This window comes from Arsukibacterium sp. (assembly GCF_018402695.1).
GTDB lineage: Bacteria > Pseudomonadota > Gammaproteobacteria > Enterobacterales > Alteromonadaceae > Alishewanella.
On sequence record NZ_JAGYIM010000016.1, the window covers coordinates 1 to 21,079 of the forward strand.

The 21,079-nt window shown below is 47.5% G+C and carries 23 protein-coding genes; 11 read left to right on the forward strand and 12 right to left on the reverse strand.

All coding sequences use genetic code 11. From position 1 onward, the window contains the following. Nucleotides 1-309: 309 nt before the first annotated feature. The 4 genes from KG631_RS07560 to KG631_RS07575 form a co-directional block, all read right to left on the reverse strand. Nucleotides 310-1,839 (reverse strand): IS66 family transposase, encoded by a 1,530-nt coding sequence (locus tag KG631_RS07560; protein WP_213377575.1) that lies wholly within the window; start codon nucleotides 1,837-1,839, stop codon nucleotides 310-312. Between the two features lie 49 nt (nucleotides 1,840-1,888). Further along, a complete protein-coding gene (gene tnpB / locus KG631_RS07565) occupies nucleotides 1,889-2,236 on the reverse strand; it encodes an IS66 family insertion sequence element accessory protein TnpB (RefSeq protein ID WP_019677928.1) in 348 nt (115 codons plus the stop codon). Next, nucleotides 2,233-2,607 (reverse strand): transposase, encoded by a 375-nt coding sequence (locus tag KG631_RS07570; RefSeq protein ID WP_213997600.1) that lies wholly within the window; start codon nucleotides 2,605-2,607, stop codon nucleotides 2,233-2,235. The genes tnpB and KG631_RS07570 overlap by 4 nt, the downstream gene beginning before the upstream one ends. A gap of 216 nt (nucleotides 2,608-2,823) precedes the next feature. Next, a complete protein-coding gene (locus tag KG631_RS07575) occupies nucleotides 2,824-3,333 on the reverse strand; it encodes a DUF305 domain-containing protein (RefSeq protein ID WP_213997601.1) in 510 nt (169 codons plus the stop codon). Between the two features lie 327 nt (nucleotides 3,334-3,660). Here KG631_RS07575 and KG631_RS07580 point away from each other — a divergent pair, with 327 nt between their 5' ends. Genes KG631_RS07580 through KG631_RS18865 form a run of 3 tightly spaced genes read left to right on the forward strand, consistent with a single transcriptional unit; the run spans nucleotide 3,661 to nucleotide 5,672 of the window. After that, a complete protein-coding gene (locus tag KG631_RS07580) occupies nucleotides 3,661-4,116 on the forward strand; it encodes an ATPase (RefSeq protein ID WP_213997602.1) in 456 nt (151 codons plus the stop codon). 58 nt (nucleotides 4,117-4,174) lie between these two features. Then, nucleotides 4,175-5,491 (forward strand): APC family permease, encoded by a 1,317-nt coding sequence (locus KG631_RS07585; RefSeq protein WP_213997603.1) that lies wholly within the window; start codon nucleotides 4,175-4,177, stop codon nucleotides 5,489-5,491. A 46-nt stretch (nucleotides 5,492-5,537) separates the two neighbouring features. Continuing rightward, entirely contained in the window at nucleotides 5,538-5,672 is a 135-nt protein-coding gene (locus KG631_RS18865; RefSeq protein WP_290621940.1) for a hypothetical protein, read from the forward strand. Nucleotides 5,673-5,750: 78 nt separating this feature from the next. On the opposite strand, the gene KG631_RS19200 is transcribed toward KG631_RS18865, so the two are convergent. From KG631_RS19200 to KG631_RS18875, 8 genes are all read right to left on the reverse strand, one after another. Then, nucleotides 5,751-6,614: a CopD family protein gene (locus tag KG631_RS19200; RefSeq protein WP_213997604.1), complete on the reverse strand. Its 864-nt coding sequence runs from the start codon at nucleotides 6,612-6,614 to the stop codon at nucleotides 5,751-5,753. Nucleotides 6,615-6,657: 43 nt separating this feature from the next. Then, entirely contained in the window at nucleotides 6,658-7,452 is a 795-nt protein-coding gene (locus tag KG631_RS07595; protein WP_213997605.1) for a copper resistance protein CopC, read from the reverse strand. A 36-nt stretch (nucleotides 7,453-7,488) separates the two neighbouring features. Continuing rightward, entirely contained in the window at nucleotides 7,489-7,827 is a 339-nt protein-coding gene (locus tag KG631_RS07600) for a copper-binding protein (protein ID WP_213997606.1), read from the reverse strand. 16 nt (nucleotides 7,828-7,843) lie between these two features. After that, a complete protein-coding gene (locus KG631_RS07605) occupies nucleotides 7,844-9,259 on the reverse strand; it encodes a copper oxidase (RefSeq protein WP_213997607.1) in 1,416 nt (471 codons plus the stop codon). A gap of 9 nt (nucleotides 9,260-9,268) precedes the next feature. After that, nucleotides 9,269-10,693 carry a TolC family protein gene (locus tag KG631_RS07610; protein WP_213997608.1) on the reverse strand — a complete coding sequence of 475 codons (1,425 nt, stop codon included), beginning with the start codon at nucleotides 10,691-10,693 and terminating at the stop codon, nucleotides 9,269-9,271. Nucleotides 10,694-10,695: 2 nt separating this feature from the next. Continuing rightward, nucleotides 10,696-11,019: a hypothetical protein gene (locus tag KG631_RS07615; protein ID WP_213997609.1), complete on the reverse strand. Its 324-nt coding sequence runs from the start codon at nucleotides 11,017-11,019 to the stop codon at nucleotides 10,696-10,698. Nucleotides 11,020-11,127: 108 nt separating this feature from the next. Beyond that, the gene (locus KG631_RS07620; protein WP_213997610.1) at nucleotides 11,128-11,532 is read right to left on the reverse strand and encodes a hypothetical protein; all 405 of its coding nucleotides are present in this window, start codon (nucleotides 11,530-11,532) and stop codon (nucleotides 11,128-11,130) included. 363 nt (nucleotides 11,533-11,895) lie between these two features. Further along, nucleotides 11,896-12,030 (reverse strand): hypothetical protein, encoded by a 135-nt coding sequence (locus KG631_RS18875; protein WP_290610502.1) that lies wholly within the window; start codon nucleotides 12,028-12,030, stop codon nucleotides 11,896-11,898. An 84-nt stretch (nucleotides 12,031-12,114) separates the two neighbouring features. Here KG631_RS18875 and KG631_RS07625 point away from each other — a divergent pair, with 84 nt between their 5' ends. Genes KG631_RS07625 through KG631_RS07660 form a run of 8 tightly spaced genes read left to right on the forward strand, consistent with a single transcriptional unit; the run spans nucleotide 12,115 to nucleotide 20,827 of the window. Continuing rightward, complete coding sequence (locus KG631_RS07625; protein WP_213997611.1) at nucleotides 12,115-12,495, forward strand: BlaI/MecI/CopY family transcriptional regulator; 381 nt, start codon at nucleotides 12,115-12,117, stop codon at nucleotides 12,493-12,495. 5 nt (nucleotides 12,496-12,500) lie between these two features. Continuing rightward, nucleotides 12,501-13,493: a M56 family metallopeptidase gene (locus tag KG631_RS07630; protein ID WP_213997612.1), complete on the forward strand. Its 993-nt coding sequence runs from the start codon at nucleotides 12,501-12,503 to the stop codon at nucleotides 13,491-13,493. A gap of 13 nt (nucleotides 13,494-13,506) precedes the next feature. Further along, entirely contained in the window at nucleotides 13,507-14,793 is a 1,287-nt protein-coding gene (locus tag KG631_RS07635) for a TolC family protein (RefSeq protein WP_213997613.1), read from the forward strand. 8 nt (nucleotides 14,794-14,801) lie between these two features. Then, nucleotides 14,802-16,052: an efflux RND transporter periplasmic adaptor subunit gene (locus KG631_RS07640; RefSeq protein WP_213997614.1), complete on the forward strand. Its 1,251-nt coding sequence runs from the start codon at nucleotides 14,802-14,804 to the stop codon at nucleotides 16,050-16,052. Between the two features lie 11 nt (nucleotides 16,053-16,063). Then, the gene (locus tag KG631_RS07645) at nucleotides 16,064-19,207 is read left to right on the forward strand and encodes a CusA/CzcA family heavy metal efflux RND transporter (protein ID WP_213997615.1); all 3,144 of its coding nucleotides are present in this window, start codon (nucleotides 16,064-16,066) and stop codon (nucleotides 19,205-19,207) included. Then, the gene (locus KG631_RS07650) at nucleotides 19,197-19,892 is read left to right on the forward strand and encodes a HupE/UreJ family protein (RefSeq protein ID WP_213997616.1); all 696 of its coding nucleotides are present in this window, start codon (nucleotides 19,197-19,199) and stop codon (nucleotides 19,890-19,892) included. The genes KG631_RS07645 and KG631_RS07650 overlap by 11 nt, the downstream gene beginning before the upstream one ends. Before the next feature lie 47 nt (nucleotides 19,893-19,939). Then, nucleotides 19,940-20,467: a hypothetical protein gene (locus KG631_RS07655; protein ID WP_213997617.1), complete on the forward strand. Its 528-nt coding sequence runs from the start codon at nucleotides 19,940-19,942 to the stop codon at nucleotides 20,465-20,467. 27 nt (nucleotides 20,468-20,494) lie between these two features. Further along, a complete protein-coding gene (locus KG631_RS07660; RefSeq protein WP_213997618.1) occupies nucleotides 20,495-20,827 on the forward strand; it encodes a DUF6488 family protein in 333 nt (110 codons plus the stop codon). Nucleotides 20,828-21,079: the final 252 nt, after the last annotated feature.

The following is a 21,079-nucleotide window of genomic DNA, read 5'->3' on the forward strand; positions in this document are numbered from 1 at the left end:
GTAAGCGTCTGGTCGTTACAGGTTCATGTTTAATGCCCATTAATGCACTGGTTATTTGAGTCGTTCTCAGCGCACTATTTTGTTTCAGCAGTGAAACCGTAGAATGCTATTTTGGGGGGTTGCAGAATGCCATTTTTTGACCCTGCTATATATTACCGTTATAACGGTAGCATATTTTTCGCTATACCTTACGTGAGTCCGTGTCCGACGACGTATGTGCATCTGGATGTTCTGATTTTAAGTGTTCGGCGAACACAGAGTAATGCGCTAATTTAAGTGTCCACTTAATTTTAGTGGACACTTATTATCTTAAATTGCGTCACCTGGCTGTGTGGTTAAATCGATATTCCAGGGTAACAACTCATCGACACGATTGATGGGGTGATTGCAGATGCGCTTGAGTACCGTGGTCAGGTAGACATTTGGATTGATGTCATTGAGTTTGGCGGTGCCGAGTATTGAGTACAACACGGCAGCCCGCTCCCCTCCGGCAGCTGAACCAGCAAACAAGTAATTTTTCCTGCCCAGGGCGATGGGCCGCAATGAGCGCTCTGCACTGTTGTTATCAATCTCAGCATAACCGTTATCCACATAGGCAACCAACGCCTCCCATTGTTTCAGAGCATAGTGGATTGCTTTGGACAGCGGCGAGCCTTTCGATAAGGTGCGCAATGTTGTCTGTAACCAGATATGGAAGCGCTCAAGGATAGGCTTGGCATGTATGCCCCGGATGTGTTGTCGTTCATCCGGTGGTTGGCCGCGCGCCTGTTTCTCAATCACATAGAGGGATTGGATAGTGGTTATCGCTTCATCAGCTAACGGCGAAGGGCCTGTTTGGGTGATGTCATAGAACTTCCGCCGCACGTGTGCCCAACAACCGTGCTGGGTTATTTGCCGTTGGTATAATTCGTTGTAACCGGCATAAGCATCGGCCTGCAGTGAGCCTTTGTAGCCTTTTAAATGCGCCGTGGGATGGATGCTTTTACGGTCTTCACTGTATTGCAGCCAAACCGCTGGCGCTGTGGTATCTCCCCAGGGGCGACCATCACGCACATAAGTCCAGTAACGTCCGGTTTGGGTGCGGCCTTTACCGGGTGATAGCGTCGGTGCGGTGGTGTCATCGGCATGCACGTGGTTGGCAGCTTTCACATGGCGTCCGATGGCATCAGCCAGTGGCGTGAGTAAGGCGCCAGTTTGTCCTACCCAGTCTGCCAGAGTAGAGCGTTCAACATCAATCCCTTCACGTTCCATCTGCTCAGCCTGGCGGTACAGCGGTTGATGGTCGAGGTATTTATCGACAATAACCTGTGTGAGCAACGCTGCACTGGCCAGTCCTTTTTTAATCACACGCTCAGGCGCTTGGCCTTGAACCAGTGTGTCGCAGTGCTGGCAGCTGAACTTTGGCCGCACAATGCGGATAACCCGGTAAGATGCCGGTACCACATCCAGCATTTCAGAGACATCATCACCGATATGGGTTAATTCGCCCTGACATCCCGGACACTGGCAGGCGGCTTCAACACGCAACTCTTCTCGCGGCAATTGTGCAGGCAGAGAAGCGCGTCGACGTGGCGTCGCTTTGTCCTCTGTTGCCGGTGCAACTAGCTTAGGTAAGGCACTGGTCTGCATCTCCAGCTCTTCAAGTTGTAATTCCAACTGATGAATTTGCTTGTCGAGATGCTCGGACGAACGCCCGAAGCGGGCACGTTTTAACACGGATAACTGGTGGCGTAACGAGGCAATAACGGTATCCTGCTGGGCAAGCGTTGACTGCAGTTGAAGGATAATTTCCTGCAACTGTTTCGGGTCATTGGGTAAGTGAGATGCCATCGCTTTCATGCGGTACATGATAGCATAAATCGGAATCTAACTCATTGATTAATTGCACTTATGCAGCATTTTTTGGTGTGTTTTTTCTGGCAGGCGGGCGCCAGTCTAAGCCTTCCAGTAGCAGCGCCAATTCGGCCTGCGTTAAGTGCACTACACCGGTTTTTGCGGTGGGCCACACGAACCGCCCCTGCTCCAGGCGTTTGTAAAATAAACACAACCCCTGACCATCCCACCATAGCAGTTTAACCCTGTCCCCACGCCGCCCACGAAACACAAACACATGCCCGCTAAAAGGGTCTTTCTGCAACACATGCTGTGCCATGGCCGCCAGGCCATCAAAGCCCTTGCGCATATCGGTGTAACCGGCACACAGCCATACACGCAGCTCATGGGATAAGGTAATCATGACAACGCCGCCACCAATTGCTGCAACATACCCGGTGTTGCCTCATGCAATACCAGTTGGTGACCACTGCGAAACGACACCGTTATGGCAGGTTTATGTAGTGCCTGCGGTGTCTCAACCGCCCGGATACTGACAGGAAGGAATGGTGTGGGGGCAGCTTGCGTATCCACTTCACCTTTAGCGCGCCTGACCCACAAAGCCTTACCGACGTTAACTTCCCGCACCCAGCGAAATACCTGGTTGGTATTCACATCGTATTTGCGCGCTAACTCAGAGACCGACAGCGTACGTTCTTTCGATTCCTGAACGAGCTGCCATTTAAACTCGGCCGAAAAGGCCCGGCGCGCATCGGATTGTTTTAATACGGGCATTCATAACTCTCACGGTTAATAACAGTGACAGCTATGATGCGTGATCAGTCAGCAAATAAAAGATGTGATGGCCGGACGCTTACTCAAAACCGTTTCTTTCAAGAAGGTCTTTAGAGCGTAATCCATAGGGGCAAATATGTTCACTGGTATGCATGCGATATAGCTTTGCTGTTTTTTTCATTTCGAGGTCCTTAAATAAATCTAGTTAACTTATGATTATTGTCCGCTAAATTCTGGAACCGCTCTTTTAGACGCTTCAGCTTCCGATGAGGCTACGCCATTTTTTTCAATGTCTGCAAGAAGCCACTTCATTTCCTTAATTTCTCGCTCTTGAGCCTTGATTATTTCGTTAGCCAATGTTTTTACGCGTACGTCCTCAATATTTGCTCTGGAGCTGGTCAGTATTGCGATGGAGTGGTGCGGTATCATGGCTTTCATCCATGAGGAGTCTGCAACTGTTGTTTGAGAACGAACTAAGAATAGTGAGATAGCAAATACGGCTGCACTACCAATGAGTACTATTGTGTTTTTTGTCTTGCTCTCATACATGTTCAACATGAAAAGCAGCATGATAATCGCCATTACGGCACCCATATAAATAGCCATATACAAACGGGTTTCACTAAAAAAAACATGCCCAAACTCAAAGGTGTTGAAATACATCATCAGCAGCATTGCTGCAGTTGAGGTGGAGATCATTGCAAAAAATTTAGTGTACTTAGTCATAGCAACTCCTAATTTATTGTTTATTCATGGTTTTGAAAATTAATGATGCTGAACAACTTACCAACAAGAAACCGGTCATGGCTTCTAGCCCCGCAAGTAAATATAGGTGTAATAGCCCCTTTTTAAAACGGACACTTTTTAATTAAGCGATAGGCTTAAACCCTAACTGAAATCTTGACTAAAAAAAGTGAAACACCTAATAAAAACAGTTTTCTGACAAAGATGTAATGCAACGGTAATCTGACTGTTATGAAGTTTGTATTCGCATCGTTTAAATTATTACTGCTTTCAGAATTCTTAGTTAGTCTCTAAACACCAAGGGTATTTATGAAAATAGAAAGTATGCGCGACATACTGCACTGGACTGTCCAATTTCATGAGCAATTGGCTAACTGCCTTGAGCATTGTGCACCGACTCAATCAGAACGATCGAAAATGGTGATGCAATATTTACTCACTCATGAAAAGCATCTGGCGGTTTTAGTAAAGTCATTTTCGGACAAGGCGCAGTTTGGTGAGTTAGAAACCTTGTTTATTGAGTATTTGGAGAAAAATCCAATTGTATTACATGAGCATTGCGACGGTGAATTTGCGAACTTGACTGAGGCAGAAATAAGCGCAAGGGTAATTGACCAACATCAACAAGTTTTAGCGTTATATTCATACTTAAAAGAGCAAGCTGCTATACCTCACCATAAAGAGCTGATGAACAACTTACTAGAGCTTGAGAATCAAGAAATAATATTGATGGCACAAGGCTTAAACCGTTTTCAAGACATGTAGAGTTACTCATTTTTCTACAGGTTAACGAAGACAATGTGACTTTTTAAGGCAATTAATGATGGCCGACCACAAACACTCTAATTATAATAAAGGCAGTTTAAGCTTGGCCGGCGCGATTGCAATGGGTACCGGCGTGATGATTGGTGCAGGTATATTTGCACTTACTGGACAAGTGGCTGAACTTGCTCGTGAATGGTTTCCCTTTGCTTTTCTCATCGCCGCCATAATATCATCAGCTAGCGCCTATTCTTACGTGAAACTATCTAACGCATACCCTTCGGCAGGCGGCATTGCGATGTTTTTAGAAAAAGCCTACGGGAAAAGTACAATCACGGCATGTTGTGCGCTATTGATGTATTTTTCTATGGTCATTAATCAAAGCTTAGTTGCACGAACCTTTGGTAACTACGTACTCCAACTTTTTGATTTTGAGCCTGCCGCATGGATGGTACCTGCACTTGGTGTTGCATTATTGATTGCTGCCTTTTTAATTAATGTGCTCGGCAATAAAATTATTCAAACAACCTCCTTTATCATGGGTATTGCAAAGGCCTTAGGGCTAGTTGTGCTGGCGGGCGGGGGTATCTTCGTTGCAGATGCTGGTATTGCTAGTACGTTTGCTGTGCCTGCTGACACCACCGTTAATAATTTCATTGGTTCGATCGCACTAGCCATATTAGCATTCAAAGGCTTTACAACGATTACCAATAGCGGAGGTGAGATTGTTGATCCAAAGAAAAACGTTGGGCGTGCCATTGTCGTTTCAATCTTTATCTGTTTCGTAATCTACATGTTAGTTGCAATCGCCGTTGGAACTAATTTAACGATAGACGAAATTGTGGTCGCTAAAGACTATGCACTTGCCGAGGCCTCAAAACCCGCATTTGGAAAAAGCGGACTTTGGATTACCGTAGGTTTTGCCATTGTTGCCACTGTTTCCGGTGTTATTGCAAGTGTATTTGCAGTATCACGGATGTTAGCGATGTTGACCGACATGAAGTTAGTACCACACAGGCATTTTGGCATGCCGGGCAGCATTCAACAGCACACGGTTGTATACACTGTCGTGATAGCAATGTTGCTAACAATTTTCTTTGATTTAAGCCGAATCGCTTCACTAGGTGCAATCTTTTATCTGCTCATGGATATTGCAATTCATTGGGGCGTATTTAAACACTTGCGCAAAGATATTAAAGCAAGTGCTGCGGTTGTGCTTAGCGCTATAGTGCTGGATATTATTGTGCTGGGAGCATTTATCTGGATAAAGGCGTCCACTGATATACTGGTGATCTGGTCGGCGATTATAGGCTTGGTACTAATTGTAGGAGCGGAGAAGTTTTATTTGAGCAAGATTCGGGGAGTGAACTCCCCCTAAAAGACCAGACACTCATTCGGTTAAAATACAACTTTAGGAGAACGTTATGACTAAACAGCGTTTTACCCCAGAATTTAAAACTGAAGCAATTGAAGTGTCTACTGTTGCTGGTGCAGAAGAACCTGTTGCAGTGAAGATGAAAGCTGCAAGTACCAAAATACTGCAACTTGATAGCGAGTAGTTTAGCGTGCGGCAAACGTTTGACGTTGCCGCATCGCTACTATTGTCAGGATGCTCACATTGTATTTTATAGCTAAGGTCAAGACATATCCAAACCCACTACCACCGTTGCCCAGGCTGTGATACCAAGTACGAACATGCCGATAAGCATTTCTATACCAATAACTGCTCTGAGGCGTTTTATTGCATTCGGTTTAGCCAGTTGCGGCACCAGTAATAGTTTATTGATCGCACCAAGCCCAAGCAATAACGTAACCAGGGTTAATTTTATTAACAACGTTTGACCGTAGGCTGTTTGCCATAGCAGACGTAAATCTCCCAGCAGCATTTGCAGCATAACAACACCCATAACCAACAACGCACCCACAAAAACTATTGCCAGCTTACCAAAATTATCCATAACGCTTGCTAGCATTTCGGTTTTAGCTATTCGGGTGAGATGCCACAGCGGCAGCAATGAGCCAACCCACATTGATATCGCCAACAGATGTAGCAGCAAAGCTAACTTGCCATACCAGGGGGCACTTACCAGATGCCCGGTAAACGTAAATGACACCATCACAGCGGTAGCCCCCAGCAGCATTAACCAGGTGCTAAGTTTGCTTTTCAAGCAAAAAATGGCCACTAATATACAACTGGTAAAACCGCCCAGCGCCAAAGCCCAACTTAAACCCGGCTTACCCGACAGCAATATGGCATAGAGCTCCCAGTCGTAAAAACTGGCGAAGCCCTGACCACTAAACATCAGTAGTTGAGTTGAAAAAGTAATTAGCACAGCAGCAATGCCTAACCCAGCGCACACCATGATATAACGCTGCAACCAGTGGGACTCAGTTTCATAAGGCCGAGTTAACTGCCAAAGGTAAAAACCACCCACCACACCCGCTGTCGCAACGTAAGTGAACACTTTTGCTAGCAAGGTAATAAGATTAGTGATGTCCACAATTTACCCTCAAGGAGGGCAGCGCCCTCCTGTGCTCAAAAACTTATTTCGACCAATGAATATGAGTGATTTGCCAGTTACCATTCCGTTGCTGCAACGTAATGGTTTCCATGCCGGTATGTGCTATCGGTTTACCTTTATAAACACCGCTGACGTTTGAACGTGCCAGCGACAGTGCGCTACCACCGTGTACCACCACATGATGCTCCACAGATTCAATTGACATCTCTTTTAAAAACGCTATATCTGCCGCCATGTGATGGCTCTGATATTCGGCACTTGAACGCTCTACGCCCCCCCCTTCAAATATAACCACATCACTGGCCAGTAAACGTATTACCGCGTCGGTATCACCGGTTTTTAGCGCAGCATGGAAATCCAATACCGCTTTAGCCGCAGGGTGTTGCAGCCCACTAAACAGCGAAATCTCAGGCTTTGCGGTCGAAGAGGCTGTCAAAGTAACTGCATTGGGATCAACAACAAAACTAAAGTCTCCTTCTAGTTTGTGCCCGTCATCCCCCATACCCATCCAGGAAACCTGATACGATGACGCTGGCAACGCAGCATTGGTGGGTACTACAAAACGGGATTGAGTAGTAACTGAACGTTTAAATTCCAGTGCAATATTTTTACCTGCAGCGTCAGTTAACGAAATACTCATCAAGCGCAGTGGTGCACCAAACTCCAGACTCAGCTGGCTTACTTCAGCAACGGCTTGTCCATTGGCAGGAATAGACGATGTTAAACTGGTATGAGCCCAACCTTTTGTAGGCATTACTAAAGTCAGTAGTGCAGCAAAAAATATCGCGCTGCCGTTGGCAAAACTAATATTGTTCATTATTTAATATCCTTAATAGCTTTAAAATCAGCAGTGCTACATTTTTTCAATGGCAGTGATAACCAATGCAGTACCTTTTTTTTCCACTTTAAAGCGCACGTTATCACCCTGGCTTAAGCCGTCAAACAACGTCTGGTCTTCAATCTGAAAAACCATGGTCATACCAGGCATACCAAGGCTTTTTATTGCTTCATGCTTGAGAGTGATTTTGCCATATTCAAGATCCAGTTTACGAATAGTGGCTGTAGTCATCTCGTCAACTGCAGTTTGAGCCTCTTCGCTTTTATGCTGATGAGAATGAGTTTCCTGCGCCACCGCGGATGGCATTGCTAAAGCGGCTAATATTATTGTCATACTAATTTTTAATGATTTCATAATTCACCTGTCGTTGCTAATTATGCCCATTATGGGCTTGAGGTTTACGCACTTTAACTTCCAGCTCTTTCGACGATGGTTGCTCAAGCGGCATTAGCTGTCCACCATGCTCGTTAGAGCGTTTAGGCTGAGCAATATCGCCGGTCCACTCACGGGCTACTGTCCCTTCGGGATGTTTGAACCAACCCGGATCAGAATAATCATGTGGCGCCTGATCTTCCCGCACTTTAAGTACACTGAACATACCGCCCATTTCTACCGAGCCAAAAGGGCCGTCACCGGTCATCATCGGTAAAGTGTTGTCCGGCAACGGCATGGTCATTTCCGCCATGTCGGCCATGCCGCGTTCGCCCATTACCATATAGTCAGGCACTAAAGTCTGGATTTTTTTGGTTATACCGCGATGGTCAACGCCTATCATGGTTGGTACATCGTGGCCCATCGCGTTCATCGTATGATGTGACTTATGACAGTGAAACGCCCAATCACCCACTTCATCAGCAATAAATTCAATTTGGCGCATTTGGCCAACCGCAATATCGGTGGTAACTTCCGGCCAACGGCTACCCGGTGGCGTTGGCCCGCCATCAGTACCAGTTACCGTAAACTCATGGCCATGTAGGTGAATAGGATGGTTAGTCATGGTCAGGTTACCCACGCGAATGCGCACTTTGTCGTTTTTACGCACCACCAATGGGTCAATACCCGGAAAGGCGCGGCTGTTAAAGGTCCACAGGTTAAAATCCAGCATAGTCATGATTTTTGGCGTATAGGCGCCGGGTTCTATATCGTAAGCATTGAGCAGAAACACAAAGTCACGGTCCACTTCTTCAATATGTGGATGCGCATCTTTTGGATGAGTTACCCAGAATCCCATCATACCCATAGCCATCTGTACCATTTCATCAGCATGAGGGTGATACATAAAGGTGCCGGGGCGCCGGGCAATAAACTCATAAACATAGGTTTTACCCACCGGAATAGCGGGTTGATTTAATCCCGCCACGCCGTCCATGCCATTCGGTAAACGCTGGCCATGCCAATGAATGGAGGTATGCTCAGGCAGCTTATTGGTGACAAAAATCCTCACTCTATCACCTTCAACCACTTCAATGGTCGGCCCTGGTGATTGACCGTTGTAACCCCATAAATGCGCTTTCATCCCAGGCGCAATTTCCCTGACTACAGGTTCAGCCACCAGATGAAACTCTTTAACACCATTGTTCATCCGCCAGGGCAATGTCCAGCCATTAAGGGTTACAACAGGATTATAAGGCCGGCCAGACGTTGGTAATAAGGGCGCCATTGTATCGGCAGAGTGCTGGCTGACCACTTCGGGGATCCCTGCCAATGCAGCTCGGCTGACTGCAGCGACACCCACACCTGCCGTAAGAGCACCGATACTTTTTAATAATTCACGACGTGAAAACATAATGACTCCTTAATGATCGGCGCCTGCCGCATTGCTAACAGATTGCAGTTCGGTACTCTCTTGCCTGGTGACAGAAACACCAATCATGGCCATATCTAATTGCGACTTTGCCAACCAATAATCCCGGGTTGCATTGACATAACCAGTAACCGCGTTAATTTGATTGCGTGCATCAGCAATTAGCTCAAACACACTAATAAACATACCGTTATAACGCAGCTGATTTTCCTCTGCGATTTGCTGCTGAATGGGCAACATGGCATTTTTGTAATGCAGTGCCAACTCATGGAAGGAGGCGTAGTTGTGATAACTTGTTGTTAATTCTGAACGTGCCGACACGCCAGTAGCAAAAGCTTCGTTAAAGGCTTGTTTATATTGATATTCTGCTTTTTTTACCCGATAGGTTCCCCAGTCGAACAGAGGCAACTCCAGCACGGCTTTATAGCTTCTTTCAGAGCTATCCTGCAAATTGCCACCTACCTCTAATTCAAACGCGTTAATAAACCGGGTTGCTTTGGTCAGGCCGGCGTTTTGCGCAACAAGTTCCAGCTTTAATTTTGCAAGTCTGATATCCAACCGTTGGTCTAATCCTCCCTGGATTACACTGCGCCATTCGGTCAACTCTGCTGGAATTTCAGGTAAACGGTCGGGTAGGATCAAACGCTCTGACTCCTGCCACAACCCTAACTGTTGTTGTAGCGTTGCCTGGCTGTTGTAAGCTAACTGTCGTGCTTTGACTAAATTCAACGTCGCTTCAGTCAGTAAACCTTGTTCACGCAAGTAATCTAATTTACTGAAATTGCCAGCTTGCAGCATCCGTTTTGCCAGTTCAGCCCCGGCTTCCGTAGTGGTATACACCTGCTCGATATAACGCAGTACCTCTTGTGCGGCCACGGCATTCCAATAGGCGTGGCGGGTATCTGCAATGATACCGGCAATACGCTGCGCGCTTACTAAGCGTGCCTGCTTAAATCGGTTCGTTTCTAATTGGCGCACTTTAGGTAGCGTTAGCAGCGACAGGATATTAAAACCAAACTCTAATTCGGTTGAATAATTGCCATCAGACACATTGCGGGTAAGCATAATGGCTGGGTTGGGTAGTTGTGACGCCTGTTGCAGTTCTGAAGCCGATACCCCCAACGCAAATAATTCCGCCTGCAACGATTTATTATTAAGTACGGCGATTTCCACCGCGGTATCTAATGTTAAAGGGTGAAGTAGTAACCCTTGTACCTGCTGTTGTATTTGTTGCTGTTGCTCGTCATTTTCAATCCGTCGCAACGGCGTTGGGTTAATAGCAGCGATTTCAGCCTGCACCGTATTTATCGGGTCGCCTGGATTAACGGCACACGCTGTTAAACTGGCTAATATGGCTGTAACAACAGCCAGCTTCACCAAGGATGTATTAGCGAGCTTTCTTGAAGGCATTGACATAATCAGTGGCCCTCGTGACTGTTAGTTGTTGGCTCAGGCTGTTTAGGTTGCTTATGATGCTCGTGGTCCATCGCCCCCTCAGAGGCATAAAACATCCAGCCACCAATTTCGTGGACACGTTGATTAACTTCTGCCCAGTTACTGACAGCCGGGACCTTCATTTGCTGCGGTGCAACAGGCATATAAAGCGGCGCTGTTTGCACGTCATCATTTTGCAGTGGTGCCGGTATTGTTGGCTCATTTGCTATCACACTATTCGTAGCAAAAATGCTGAATAGCCAAAGCCCAGCGACCGCCAACCCTTGCGTGGCAATGCTCTTACACATATCAATATCCTCAATAAATTTAACTACATGATGTATAGGTGAAAAATGTCAGCGAACCAACATGGTTGCCAAGCATTACATCGGTAATTCTAGGTCGAACTAAGAGGGTTATGCGGTCTTTGGTGGGCGTTCTTGTGGTAAAACAATACCGGTAGTGTGGAAGTAGGCATTTTGCAGTACTTTGTCATGACAAGCTGTTTCAGCTGCTGCAGATACCAGTGGTAAAGGCACACAATGAATTGAGCAGCAATGGTCACAGGCTTCGCAAGGCTCTGCACTGGCTAAATAAGTATTACCCAATGTGTTATCTACAAGCATGTTTGGTGATGTTTCGGCACCATCTGATGAAGAGTGATGATGATTGGCGTATGACTTCTGATCAGTCATTGCATCTAATGTTATTGAGCTTTGGTGGTGTTGTTGGCTTTGGCAATGGACCATAGCATACAGGCCAGTTCCCTTAAAGAGAAACAGCAAGCAAAGTACTATGATAAATAAATTACCTGAGCGCATGCGTGATCCATAATTGTGTTGAGTATATGATAAGTCAGTTTGCATGAAAGTTCAAACGGCCACGGAAAGTACTCGGATAATCTTCTTATATATGACCTGGTGGTAATAATATCCAAAAAGCAATCGACCGAAATACAAACAGGCTTTAATAACGCAACCTTCTACTTCAAGCGTCAATTAAAAATGGGTTTATTACCATAGAATCACTGTAATACATGTAACATCGGCTAAAGCTGGCCAGAAGCTTAGTCAATGAAGTCGCCAAGGAAACAATAAAAACATCGGTAAGGTTGGCGCCATATACCAGAAAATATACCAAGCGTGATTGGCAATTTTTTCCAGCGGTTACTTTTCGGTATACTGTCAGATCATCGCAATAATCGTGACCAGCGGTAGCGCGACAATAAATGCTCCGAGAATGTCACTGCGTTTTGCTAACTCTAAGGCCGCAACCTCTATAGCCGCCGTTACCAGATACTTAATAATTAACCAGCTCATATTCACCCCTCAAAATAAAAAACCGATTGCCTGTCGGTTTTTGTTGTGCCATGATTATGCCCACTGTGCTAAGAGAAATATGTCATGCAGTTAGGTGAACTAGAAAAACAGGTTTTGCACTATTTGTGGAATGCTGCTGAATCTGATGCCAAGCAGGTACATGCCGTGCTTGGACAGTCGCGCGGAAACTCACTCAATACCATTCAAAGCACACTCGATCGGTTATTTAAAAAAGGATTACTGGGTCGCACCAAGCAAGGCCATGCTTATTATTATAGCGCCAAAGTAGACCGTGAGGCCTTGATAGCTAAACTTATCACCAACGTAACCAGCGACTTTGTTGCCGATGGCGAACATAGCCTGATTGCTGCTTTTAGTTCAGCCTCTGCCAACCTGAATGATGCTCAGCTGGATCAGTTACAGACATTGATAGAAGCCCAGCGTAAGCTGCGCAGAGGGGGCTAAGCATTATGCTGGTTGGGGATCTGGCGATAGCACTGAATTTGCTCAGTATTGCCGTGTTGGCTTTTGCTATCAGCGTTGTCCTGCTCTGTATCAGTTTCCGTGCCATATTAAACCGCTTAGCGCATTTTACTTTCGGTCTGCGTAAAGCCATCTTATGGGCATGGGTAAGTGCTCCCTGGTGGATTGCCGCCGGTTGTGTCGCTGTGCTGTGGCCAAGCCTGTCAGATATTTTTGCCGCAACCTGGCTAAGTGGATTGGCGCACTGGCATCATGTCGATCTGTTTAGTTTTACCAGTTGGCACGCTATTACCTTGTTTTCAGCGGCTGCCTATGCAACGTGGTCAATAGCGCGCAACGTGTTTTATCGTCGCAAACAAGCCAGCGCGATGACAGCGTTGCTAAGCTTGTCTGATATTAAGCCAGAGACAACGACTGAGCAGAGTCGATACTATTCGTTAGCGTTGTCTATTCCTACGGCCTTTACCGCTGGTCTTATTCGCCCCAGAATTTATGTCACCACAGCACTGCAGCAGCAGGTTAACCCGCAGCAACTTGATATTATCGTCAGGCATGAAATGGCGCATGTTGCGGCCAGAGATCCATTGTTTAAGACCGTCTTCGCCGCTCTTGCCTGTTTTTACCCTGCAGGAATAGCCCGTGGTCTGATCACGCAATTTACCTTGCTGACTGAGCAGATAGCCGACCATGCGGCCACAGATGCTTATGATAATCTTGATGTTGCCCAAACGCTTATTGATGTCGCCCGTTTACAGCGCAATCTGAATTTCGGCAATAAAAGCCCGCATTGCGATGGCGTAGCCAGTTACTTTGGTAATGACCAAACCAGTGTGCGGGTACAGTGTCTGATTAACCCTGCATTATCGACATCGCGGTCGGCAATCGTTTTGGCCCTGCTGCTGTTTAGCTGTTCGCCGCTGCTGGTGGCGTCAACGGTGGATAGCCTGCATCACTTTATTGAAACCTTTATTACCCATTAAATAAGGACCGGGAATGACAGTTATGCTGTTTAAACGCAAAATCAAAAAACCGATTGGCTATCGGTTTTGTGCGGTGCTAATAGGGATAAGTTTATCTCTTTCAGCCACTGCGCAAGAGCCCGAGGCAAGACCACAGGCCATCAGCCTGGCTAATGCAATAACCCTGACCCTGGAAAAACACCCTGATTTGCAGGCGCTGGTATCACAACAGCGTGTTTTGCAGGGCCGAATTGAGCAAGCGGGGGTTGGCGAGCGGCCACAGATCGACTTTATGGTTGAAGATGCGCTGGGGACAGGTGAGCACAGCGGCCTCAACAGAATGCAGTCTACCCTGACATTCTCCTGGCTACTACAGCAAGCGCAAATAGACAGCCGGGTTAGTGCGGTAAAAAGTGAAGCCGATACGCTGGTGTTGCAAAAGCACATTACCGCGCTTGATTTATCGGCGGTAGTAGCGAAACGCTTTATCGATATTCTGGTGAAACAACAGCGTCTTAAGCTCAACCAGTTAGCACTGCAGCAGGCAAAGGACGTGGTGGCAGCCATTTCAAAACGGGCTCAGGCCGGTAAAAGCTCAGGTGTTGAAATACAGCTGGCAAAAGCAGAGCTGATCCGCCGTGAACTGGCGGTAGAGGATGTCGAGCATGAACTCAACGCCAGCCAGTACCAGTTAGCTTCGCTTTGGGGAGCGCCGGGCACTCAGTATCAGCTAAACGGCAATTTACTGAACATACCGGCAGTACCACCGGTTGAAGAGCAACTGGCACGGTTGAAACAAAACCCACGGCTGCAACAATTCGGCAGTGCTCAGCGCATTGCGCAGTCGCAGATGGAGCTGGCAAGAATTGACGCTAAACCGCAATGGCAGTTTACTGCCGGGGTGCGTCGCTATGAAGCCAGTGATGACTTTGGTGTAGTTGCCGGTGTGTCGATCCCGTGGGGCGACAGCAACCGTAATGCCGGCACGCTGGCAGCGTTGCAAGCCCGGCAGGATGTGTTGGCAAGCGAACAAACTGCCCTGATGCAAACCCTGGATGCTCAGCTATATGTTTTGCTGCAAGAAATGGCGCATTCACAGCATGTGATTAATACGGTACAAACGGCGATTGTGCCCACCTTAGAGCAGGCGCTAACAGAGGCAAGTAATGCCTTTGAGCAAGGGCAACTCAGTTACAACCAATACAGCGGGGTGCGCCGGGAATTGCTCAGTGCCCAGTCCCGACTGCTGGAAGCGTTTGAGAGTCTGCATTTGCAGCACATCGAAATTCAGCGCCTGACCGGTACTTCTATTTCTCAGTGAGACAAACTATGAAAAATAACAGCACGTTTTCGTCAATCAGTCTGGCGCTATTACTGAATATTGGTATGGCCACCAGCGCTTTTTTACCTACAACAATAATGGCGGCATCGGCACCTGCTGCAGAGCAAGCCGAACCAGAAAAGGGCCCACACGGGGGGCGGATGCTACGCGACGGTGAATTTGCGTTGGAGCTGGCAATTTTTGAAACCGGTGTACCGCCTGAATTTAGGGTGTGGGTTACTGCTGGCGGTAAAGCAGTCGATCCGGCAACAGTAGATTTGAATATCAAGTTAACTCGCCTAGGCGATGGGGTGGACGATATCAACTTTGTTGCACAGGGGGATTTACTGCGCGGCGATATGCAAATATTCGAGCCGCATTCTTTTGTGGTGACGATCACAGCTCAACATCAGGGCAAGTCATACCGTTGGCAGTATGACAATTTTGAAGGCCGAACCACTATCGAACAGGCCGTGGCTGAGGCGATGGACATTCAAACCGACATAGCAGGCCCGGCCACCTTGCACCAGACGATCCCTGCCTATGGCACGTTGGCACTGCCAACCGGTGCAGGGCGCACTATTGCAGCCCGGTTTGATGGTGAAATCACTAAGTTGCATGTCGCGCTTGGTGACACAGTGAAAACAGGCCAAACCTTACTAACTATCGAAAGCAACGAGAGTTTGCAGCCCTATCAGGTGAAAGCGCCCTTAGCAGGTGTTGTCACGCAACAGTTTGCCGGTAACGGAGAGCAAACCGCCGGTCGTGCTTTACTGACGATTTCCGACCTCAGCCACTATGTGGCAAAACTGGCGGTATACCCTAAAGATTACCAAAAAGTCCGGCTCGGCTCCCCGGTTAGCTTAAAAGTAGAAGGCTCAGACAATACATACCGTGGCAGTATTGCCTTTGTAGAGCCACAGGTACGCGATGACCAGGCCCGTATTGTCTGGGTAATGCTGCCAAATAGCCAAAATGAATTTACTGCCGGCAGTTTTGTCACTGCCCGGATTGAAGTGGCCACAATAGATGTGCCGCTGGCGGTTAAACGTACCGGCTTGCAAGCGTTTCGGGATTTTACCGTAGTGTATGCCAAAGTCGGCGAGCAATACGAAGTTCGCATGCTGGAGCTCGGACGCCATGACGGCGAATGGATTGAAGTGCTCGGTGGCCTGAAGCCGGGTACGGAGTACGTTAGCCAGAACAGCTTTATCTTAAAAGCCGACATTGAAAAGTCTGGCGCCTCTCACGACCACTAGGAGCGTAAATAATGTTGGAATCAATTTTACGCTTTTCTATCAAGCGAAAATTTCTGGTGCTGGTTATGGTATTTGCCGTAGCCGGATTAGGACTGTGGAACTTCACGAAGTTACCCATTGATGCGGTGCCCGATATTACCAATGTACAGGTAATGATTAACACTGAAGCACCGGGTTATACCCCACTTGAGGTGGAGCAGCGGGTTACCTTCCCATTGGAAACCGCGTTGGCGGGTTTACCGGGCTTAACCTATACCCGTTCAGTATCCCGCTATGGCTTGTCTCAGGTGGTTGCTATTTTCAGCGATAAAACTGATGTGTATTTTGCCCGGCAACTGGTAAATGAACGCTTATCAGCGGCCCGTGCAGAACTGCCGGCCGGCCTTGAGCCGCAACTTGGGCCTATAGCGACAGGTTTAGGCGAAATTTTTATGTTTACTGTCGATGCTGCGCCTGGCGCAACGCATGCAGATGGCTCGCCCATTACGCCGATGGATTTGCGCACCGTACATGACTGGACCATCAGACCCCAGCTGATGCGGGTGCCGGGCGTTGTTGAAGTGAACCCTATTGGCGGCTTTGAGCGCGAAATCCTGGTGGCCTTTAAACCCGAAAAACTGCTGGCGTTTGGTTTAACACAGGCTGATGTCGTCGATGCGATTACTACTAACAATCAAAACCGTGGTGCCGGTTTTATCGAGCAAAATGGTGCGCAGTGGCTACTCAGAATGCCCGGCCAAGCCGAAGACATTGCGATTATCGCTGATATTCCGCTGCGCTCTGACAACGGCGCGGCACTGACCATTAAAGATGTGGCGGATATTGAAAATGGCCAGGGGCTCAGAACCGGCGCAGCGACACAAAATGGTCGCGAAGTGGTGATGAGCACTGTGTTCATGCTAGTTGGCGAGAACAGCCGGACCGTGGCACATGCGGTGGGGGAAAAACTAAAGGAAATCAACACAACTTTACCTGAAGGCGTCGTGGCCACTGCGGTATATGATCGCACTACGCTGGTGGATAAAACATTAATAACGGTACGAACCAATCTGGTAGAAGGCGCTATTCTGGTTATCGTGGTGTTATTTGTGCTGCTGGGTAACTTCCGCGCGGCATTTTTAACCGCCTTGGTGATCCCCTTTGCCATGCTAATGACCGTTACCGGTATGGTACAAACCGGTGTCAGTGCAAATTTGATGAGCTTGGGGGCACTGGACTTTGGCTTGTTAGTCGATGGGGCAATTATTATCGTTGAAAACTGTTTGCGCAGGCTAAGTCAGGCCGGAAATAATCCTCTGCCATTGAAAGCGCGCATGCAACTGGTGTTTGACGCCACCCGGGAAGTGATAAGACCGGCATTATTTGGCGTTTTTATTATCACCGTTGTGTACTTGCCCATTTTTGCGCTGGAAGGGGTGGAAGGCAAAATGTTCCATCCGATGGCCATTACCGTGGTGATTGCGCTGCTTAGCGCTATGCTGCTGTCTGTCACTTTTGTGCCTGCAATGGTTGCCTTATTATTTAAAAAGCCGGTAAAAGAAAAGCACAGCCCGCTTATTCGGGGAGCGGCGGCTTTGTATCGTCCCGCGTTAACCTGGGTGCTGAAAGGGCGCTGGCTGGTCGTTATTGCCGCCTCCGCGTTGGTGGTGGTGTTTGGTTACCAGGCCAGTAAGTTGGGTAGTGAGTTTGCCCCTAATCTGGATGAGGGCGATATTGCCATGCATGCCCTGCGTATTCCAGGCACGTCACTCAGCCAGGCCATTACGTTACAGGAAACACTGGAAGATAAAATTAAACAGATGCCGGAGGTTGAGCGGGTGTTTGCCAAAATAGGCACCGCAAATGTGGCAACTGATGCGGTACCTCCCAGTGTTGCTGATAACTTTATTATCTTAAAACCCCGTGAGCAGTGGCCAAACCCCAATAAGCCCAAAGCACAGCTTGTTGAAGAACTTGCTGCTTTAGTGGAGCCCATTCCCGGTAACCGTTACGAGTTTTTACAGCCTATTCAGATGCGGTTTAATGAGCTTCTGGCCGGGGTGCGCTCTGAATTAGCCATTAAAGTGTTTGGCGATGATTTTGACAGTCTGGCTGCACTGGGAGAAGAAATAGGGTCTGCTATCGAGCAGGTTGAGGGCATTGCCGATATTCAGGTTGAACAGCTTACTGGCTTGCCCATGTTGAACCTGGTGCCGGAACGGCAAAAGTTAATGCAACACGGTATCAGTATGGCTGAGTTACAGTCTCAGGTTGCCACTGCGATGGGCGGCACTGTGGCCGGCAAGTTTTATCAGGGCGATGTTCGTTCAGACATTGTGGTGCGCCTGGGTGAGTCGCGACGACAGGATGTTGATGCGCTAAGTTATCTGCCCATTCATTTGCCGGATGGCCATACGGTTCCGCTACAGGAGTTGGTGTCACTGGAGCTTGTCTCGGGGGCGAATCAGATTAACCGTGAAAATGGAAAACGTCGGGTGGTGGTTACCGCCAACGTACGCGGGCGTGACCTTGGCAGCTTTGTGGCTGATATTCAGCAAGCCGTCGCAGACAAAGTGGATATCCCCGCCGGTTATTGGCTGGAATACGGCGGGACTTATCAAAAACTGCAATCGGCTTCACAGCGCCTGAGTATCGTGGTGCCGGTTACTTTGCTGATGATAATCGGCTTGTTAATTCTGGCGCTGAGTTCTTTCAAAGACGCCATGATCATCTTTACCGGTGTGCCACTGGCCCTGACCGGCGGTATTGCAGCCTTATTGCTGCGTGATATTCCGTTTTCTATCTCGGCTGCGGTTGGCTTTATTGCCCTATCCGGTGTAGCGATTTTAAATGGTCTGGTAATGGTGTCGTTTATTCGGGAACTGCGCAAAGAGGGCATGGGGCTTGAGCAAGCTATTTTTGATGGGGCTTTAACGCGGTTACGTCCGGTTTTAACCACGGCATTAGTGGCTTCGTTGGGCTTTATTCCAATGGCGCTTAACACCGGTATCGGCTCTGAAGTGCAGCGGCCACTGGCCACCGTGGTGATAGGCGGGATTATCTCGTCCACCTTACTTACCCTGTTCGTTATTCCGGCGTTGTATCGCATTTTACATAAAGATAAGGAGTCACTGTTGACTGATGTTGAAGTATTGGAGTCTGTCGATGCCAAATAAATTAATGCAAACGGGGTTATGGCTGTTAATCGGCGTGTTATCGCTGCTTAGCATCGGCGCTTTTGCCCATGGTGTGGATGACAGTACCAGAGCATTTTTAGAGCAAAATCAGGGTGTACAATTCATCCCGTTTTTATATATCGGTGCCAAGCATATGATCACCGGCTATGACCATTTGTTGTTCTTAGTCGGGGTGATCTTCTTTTTGTACCGTAGTAAAGACGTTTTACTCTATGTAACCATGTTTACGTTGGGCCACAGCATCACGTTGTTGTTCGGTGTCCTTAACGATATTCAGGTCAATGCGTATTTGATTGACGCCATTATCGGTTTGTCAGTTATCTATAAAGGTTTCGACAATCTGGGCGGTTTTAAGCGCTGTTTTAATTGGCAACCGGACACGCGCGTAGCGGTGCTGATCTTTGGTTTGTTTCATGGTTTTGGCCTGGCCACCAAGTTGCAGGAGTTTCAACTGCCACAGGAAGGACTGTTAACCAATTTAATCGCCTTTAACATCGGTGTTGAACTGGGCCAATTCGCGGCGTTAGCGTTAATTCTGCTCGTCATTAATGCCTGGCGAAAAGTGCCGTCATTTCAGCGCTTTTCTACCCTGACTAACACCGCCTTGATGAGTGCCGGCATCATGCTGATGGCCTATCAGCTGACGGGTTACTTCATCAATTAATTTACTGAACAACATTACTTAATTTACTGAAAAATGAAGAGAACACTATGCAACATACGGTAAGTACAAAAACCTTAGTTAAAGCCAGTGTGGCGGCGGCAGTTGTCGCAGTTATTGCACTGGCAACGTTAATTCTTCCTGCCGAGTACAACATTGACCCGACAGGTATTGGCAAACAGCTGGGCTTGACCAGTATCGCACAGGCGGCAAACGCTGAAACTGCTCCAGTACAGGCTTTAGCAAAGGGCAGTGCTGAGTTTCAAACGATTGAAATCATAGTACCGGCAGGTCGCGGCGTTGAGTACAAATTTGCCATGCCGCAATACGCCAAAATGACTTTCGAATGGCTGACCGATGGCGAGCCTTTGTACTACGACCTGCATGGTGAGCCTGAGGGCGATACCACCGGATACTTTGAGAGCTACACCATCGCCACCAATAGTGAGGTTAAAGGCAGTTTTACCGCGCCTTTCGCAGGCTCACACGGCTGGTACTGGAAAAACAAGTCGGATAAACCGGTTGCAGTGCAACTGATGGTAAAAGGCCAGTATGACGTCATTGGTCTGAAACAATAATTCAACCCACATAACTTGGAGATTCAAATGAAAAAATTAGTTTCAGCAGCAGCGCTGTGCTGCATATTAATCAGTGGCGGCGCAATGGCTCATGCGGACCACGGAATCATTAGTAGCCAACAGGCTGTGGCTATCGCGGTGAAGTCGGTGCAGCAGATGACGTTTAAAGATTTTGGTTTTGCTGTCGGCAAACTGGATACGTCATGGAAAGAGCTGGAAGCAAAGCAATTCTCGGTCGTTAGCATTGAAGAGGGCTATTTCATAGTGAGCGCGGTTAATAGCAGCAAAGCTGAACAGGTCTTTTTTAAAATCGCCAACAACGGCCAGGTATTAGATGTAAAGCCCGTTAACGATTTTTAGTTATCCGCTAAAGCTAAAGGCACTGCTTAGTCCGCTAGCAGTGTCATTGCAAAGGTTATTTACTAATGTTTCCAAGTTTGGTTTACATTTTTAGTTGTCGTTAGCTGTTCTAAAGCATAGTGAACACCGATGCACAGTGCTTTGACAAGCCGAGGGACAAACTAATTGATGAAAGAACTTGGTACAAATTTAACTAGCCAATTTAAATTTAGCGCACTTAATCAAGTCAAAAAAGTGTTTCAGTCTAATTTT

Coding starts and splice junctions, on each gene's coding strand:
- KG631_RS07560 (WP_213377575.1), bottom strand. CDS start 1,839: ATGAAAGCGATGGCATCTCACTTACCCAATGACCCGAAACAGTTGCAG.
- tnpB (WP_019677928.1), bottom strand. CDS start 2,236: ATGATTACCTTATCCCATGAGCTGCGTGTATGGCTGTGTGCCGGTTAC.
- KG631_RS07570 (WP_213997600.1), bottom strand. CDS start 2,607: ATGCCCGTATTAAAACAATCCGATGCGCGCCGGGCCTTTTCGGCCGAG.
- KG631_RS07575 (WP_213997601.1), bottom strand. CDS start 3,333: ATGACTAAGTACACTAAATTTTTTGCAATGATCTCCACCTCAACTGCA.
- KG631_RS07580 (WP_213997602.1), top strand. CDS start 3,661: ATGAAAATAGAAAGTATGCGCGACATACTGCACTGGACTGTCCAATTT.
- KG631_RS07585 (WP_213997603.1), top strand. CDS start 4,175: ATGGCCGACCACAAACACTCTAATTATAATAAAGGCAGTTTAAGCTTG.
- KG631_RS18865 (WP_290621940.1), top strand. CDS start 5,538: ATGACTAAACAGCGTTTTACCCCAGAATTTAAAACTGAAGCAATTGAA.
- KG631_RS07595 (WP_213997605.1), bottom strand. CDS start 7,452: ATGAACAATATTAGTTTTGCCAACGGCAGCGCGATATTTTTTGCTGCA.
- KG631_RS07600 (WP_213997606.1), bottom strand. CDS start 7,827: ATGAAATCATTAAAAATTAGTATGACAATAATATTAGCCGCTTTAGCA.
- KG631_RS07605 (WP_213997607.1), bottom strand. CDS start 9,259: ATGTTTTCACGTCGTGAATTATTAAAAAGTATCGGTGCTCTTACGGCA.
- KG631_RS07610 (WP_213997608.1), bottom strand. CDS start 10,693: ATGTCAATGCCTTCAAGAAAGCTCGCTAATACATCCTTGGTGAAGCTG.
- KG631_RS07615 (WP_213997609.1), bottom strand. CDS start 11,019: ATGTGTAAGAGCATTGCCACGCAAGGGTTGGCGGTCGCTGGGCTTTGG.
- KG631_RS07620 (WP_213997610.1), bottom strand. CDS start 11,532: ATGCGCTCAGGTAATTTATTTATCATAGTACTTTGCTTGCTGTTTCTC.
- KG631_RS18875 (WP_290610502.1), bottom strand. CDS start 12,030: ATGAGCTGGTTAATTATTAAGTATCTGGTAACGGCGGCTATAGAGGTT.
- KG631_RS07625 (WP_213997611.1), top strand. CDS start 12,115: ATGCAGTTAGGTGAACTAGAAAAACAGGTTTTGCACTATTTGTGGAAT.
- KG631_RS07630 (WP_213997612.1), top strand. CDS start 12,501: ATGCTGGTTGGGGATCTGGCGATAGCACTGAATTTGCTCAGTATTGCC.
- KG631_RS07635 (WP_213997613.1), top strand. CDS start 13,507: ATGACAGTTATGCTGTTTAAACGCAAAATCAAAAAACCGATTGGCTAT.
- KG631_RS07640 (WP_213997614.1), top strand. CDS start 14,802: ATGAAAAATAACAGCACGTTTTCGTCAATCAGTCTGGCGCTATTACTG.
- KG631_RS07645 (WP_213997615.1), top strand. CDS start 16,064: ATGTTGGAATCAATTTTACGCTTTTCTATCAAGCGAAAATTTCTGGTG.
- KG631_RS07650 (WP_213997616.1), top strand. CDS start 19,197: ATGCCAAATAAATTAATGCAAACGGGGTTATGGCTGTTAATCGGCGTG.
- KG631_RS07655 (WP_213997617.1), top strand. CDS start 19,940: ATGCAACATACGGTAAGTACAAAAACCTTAGTTAAAGCCAGTGTGGCG.
- KG631_RS07660 (WP_213997618.1), top strand. CDS start 20,495: ATGAAAAAATTAGTTTCAGCAGCAGCGCTGTGCTGCATATTAATCAGT.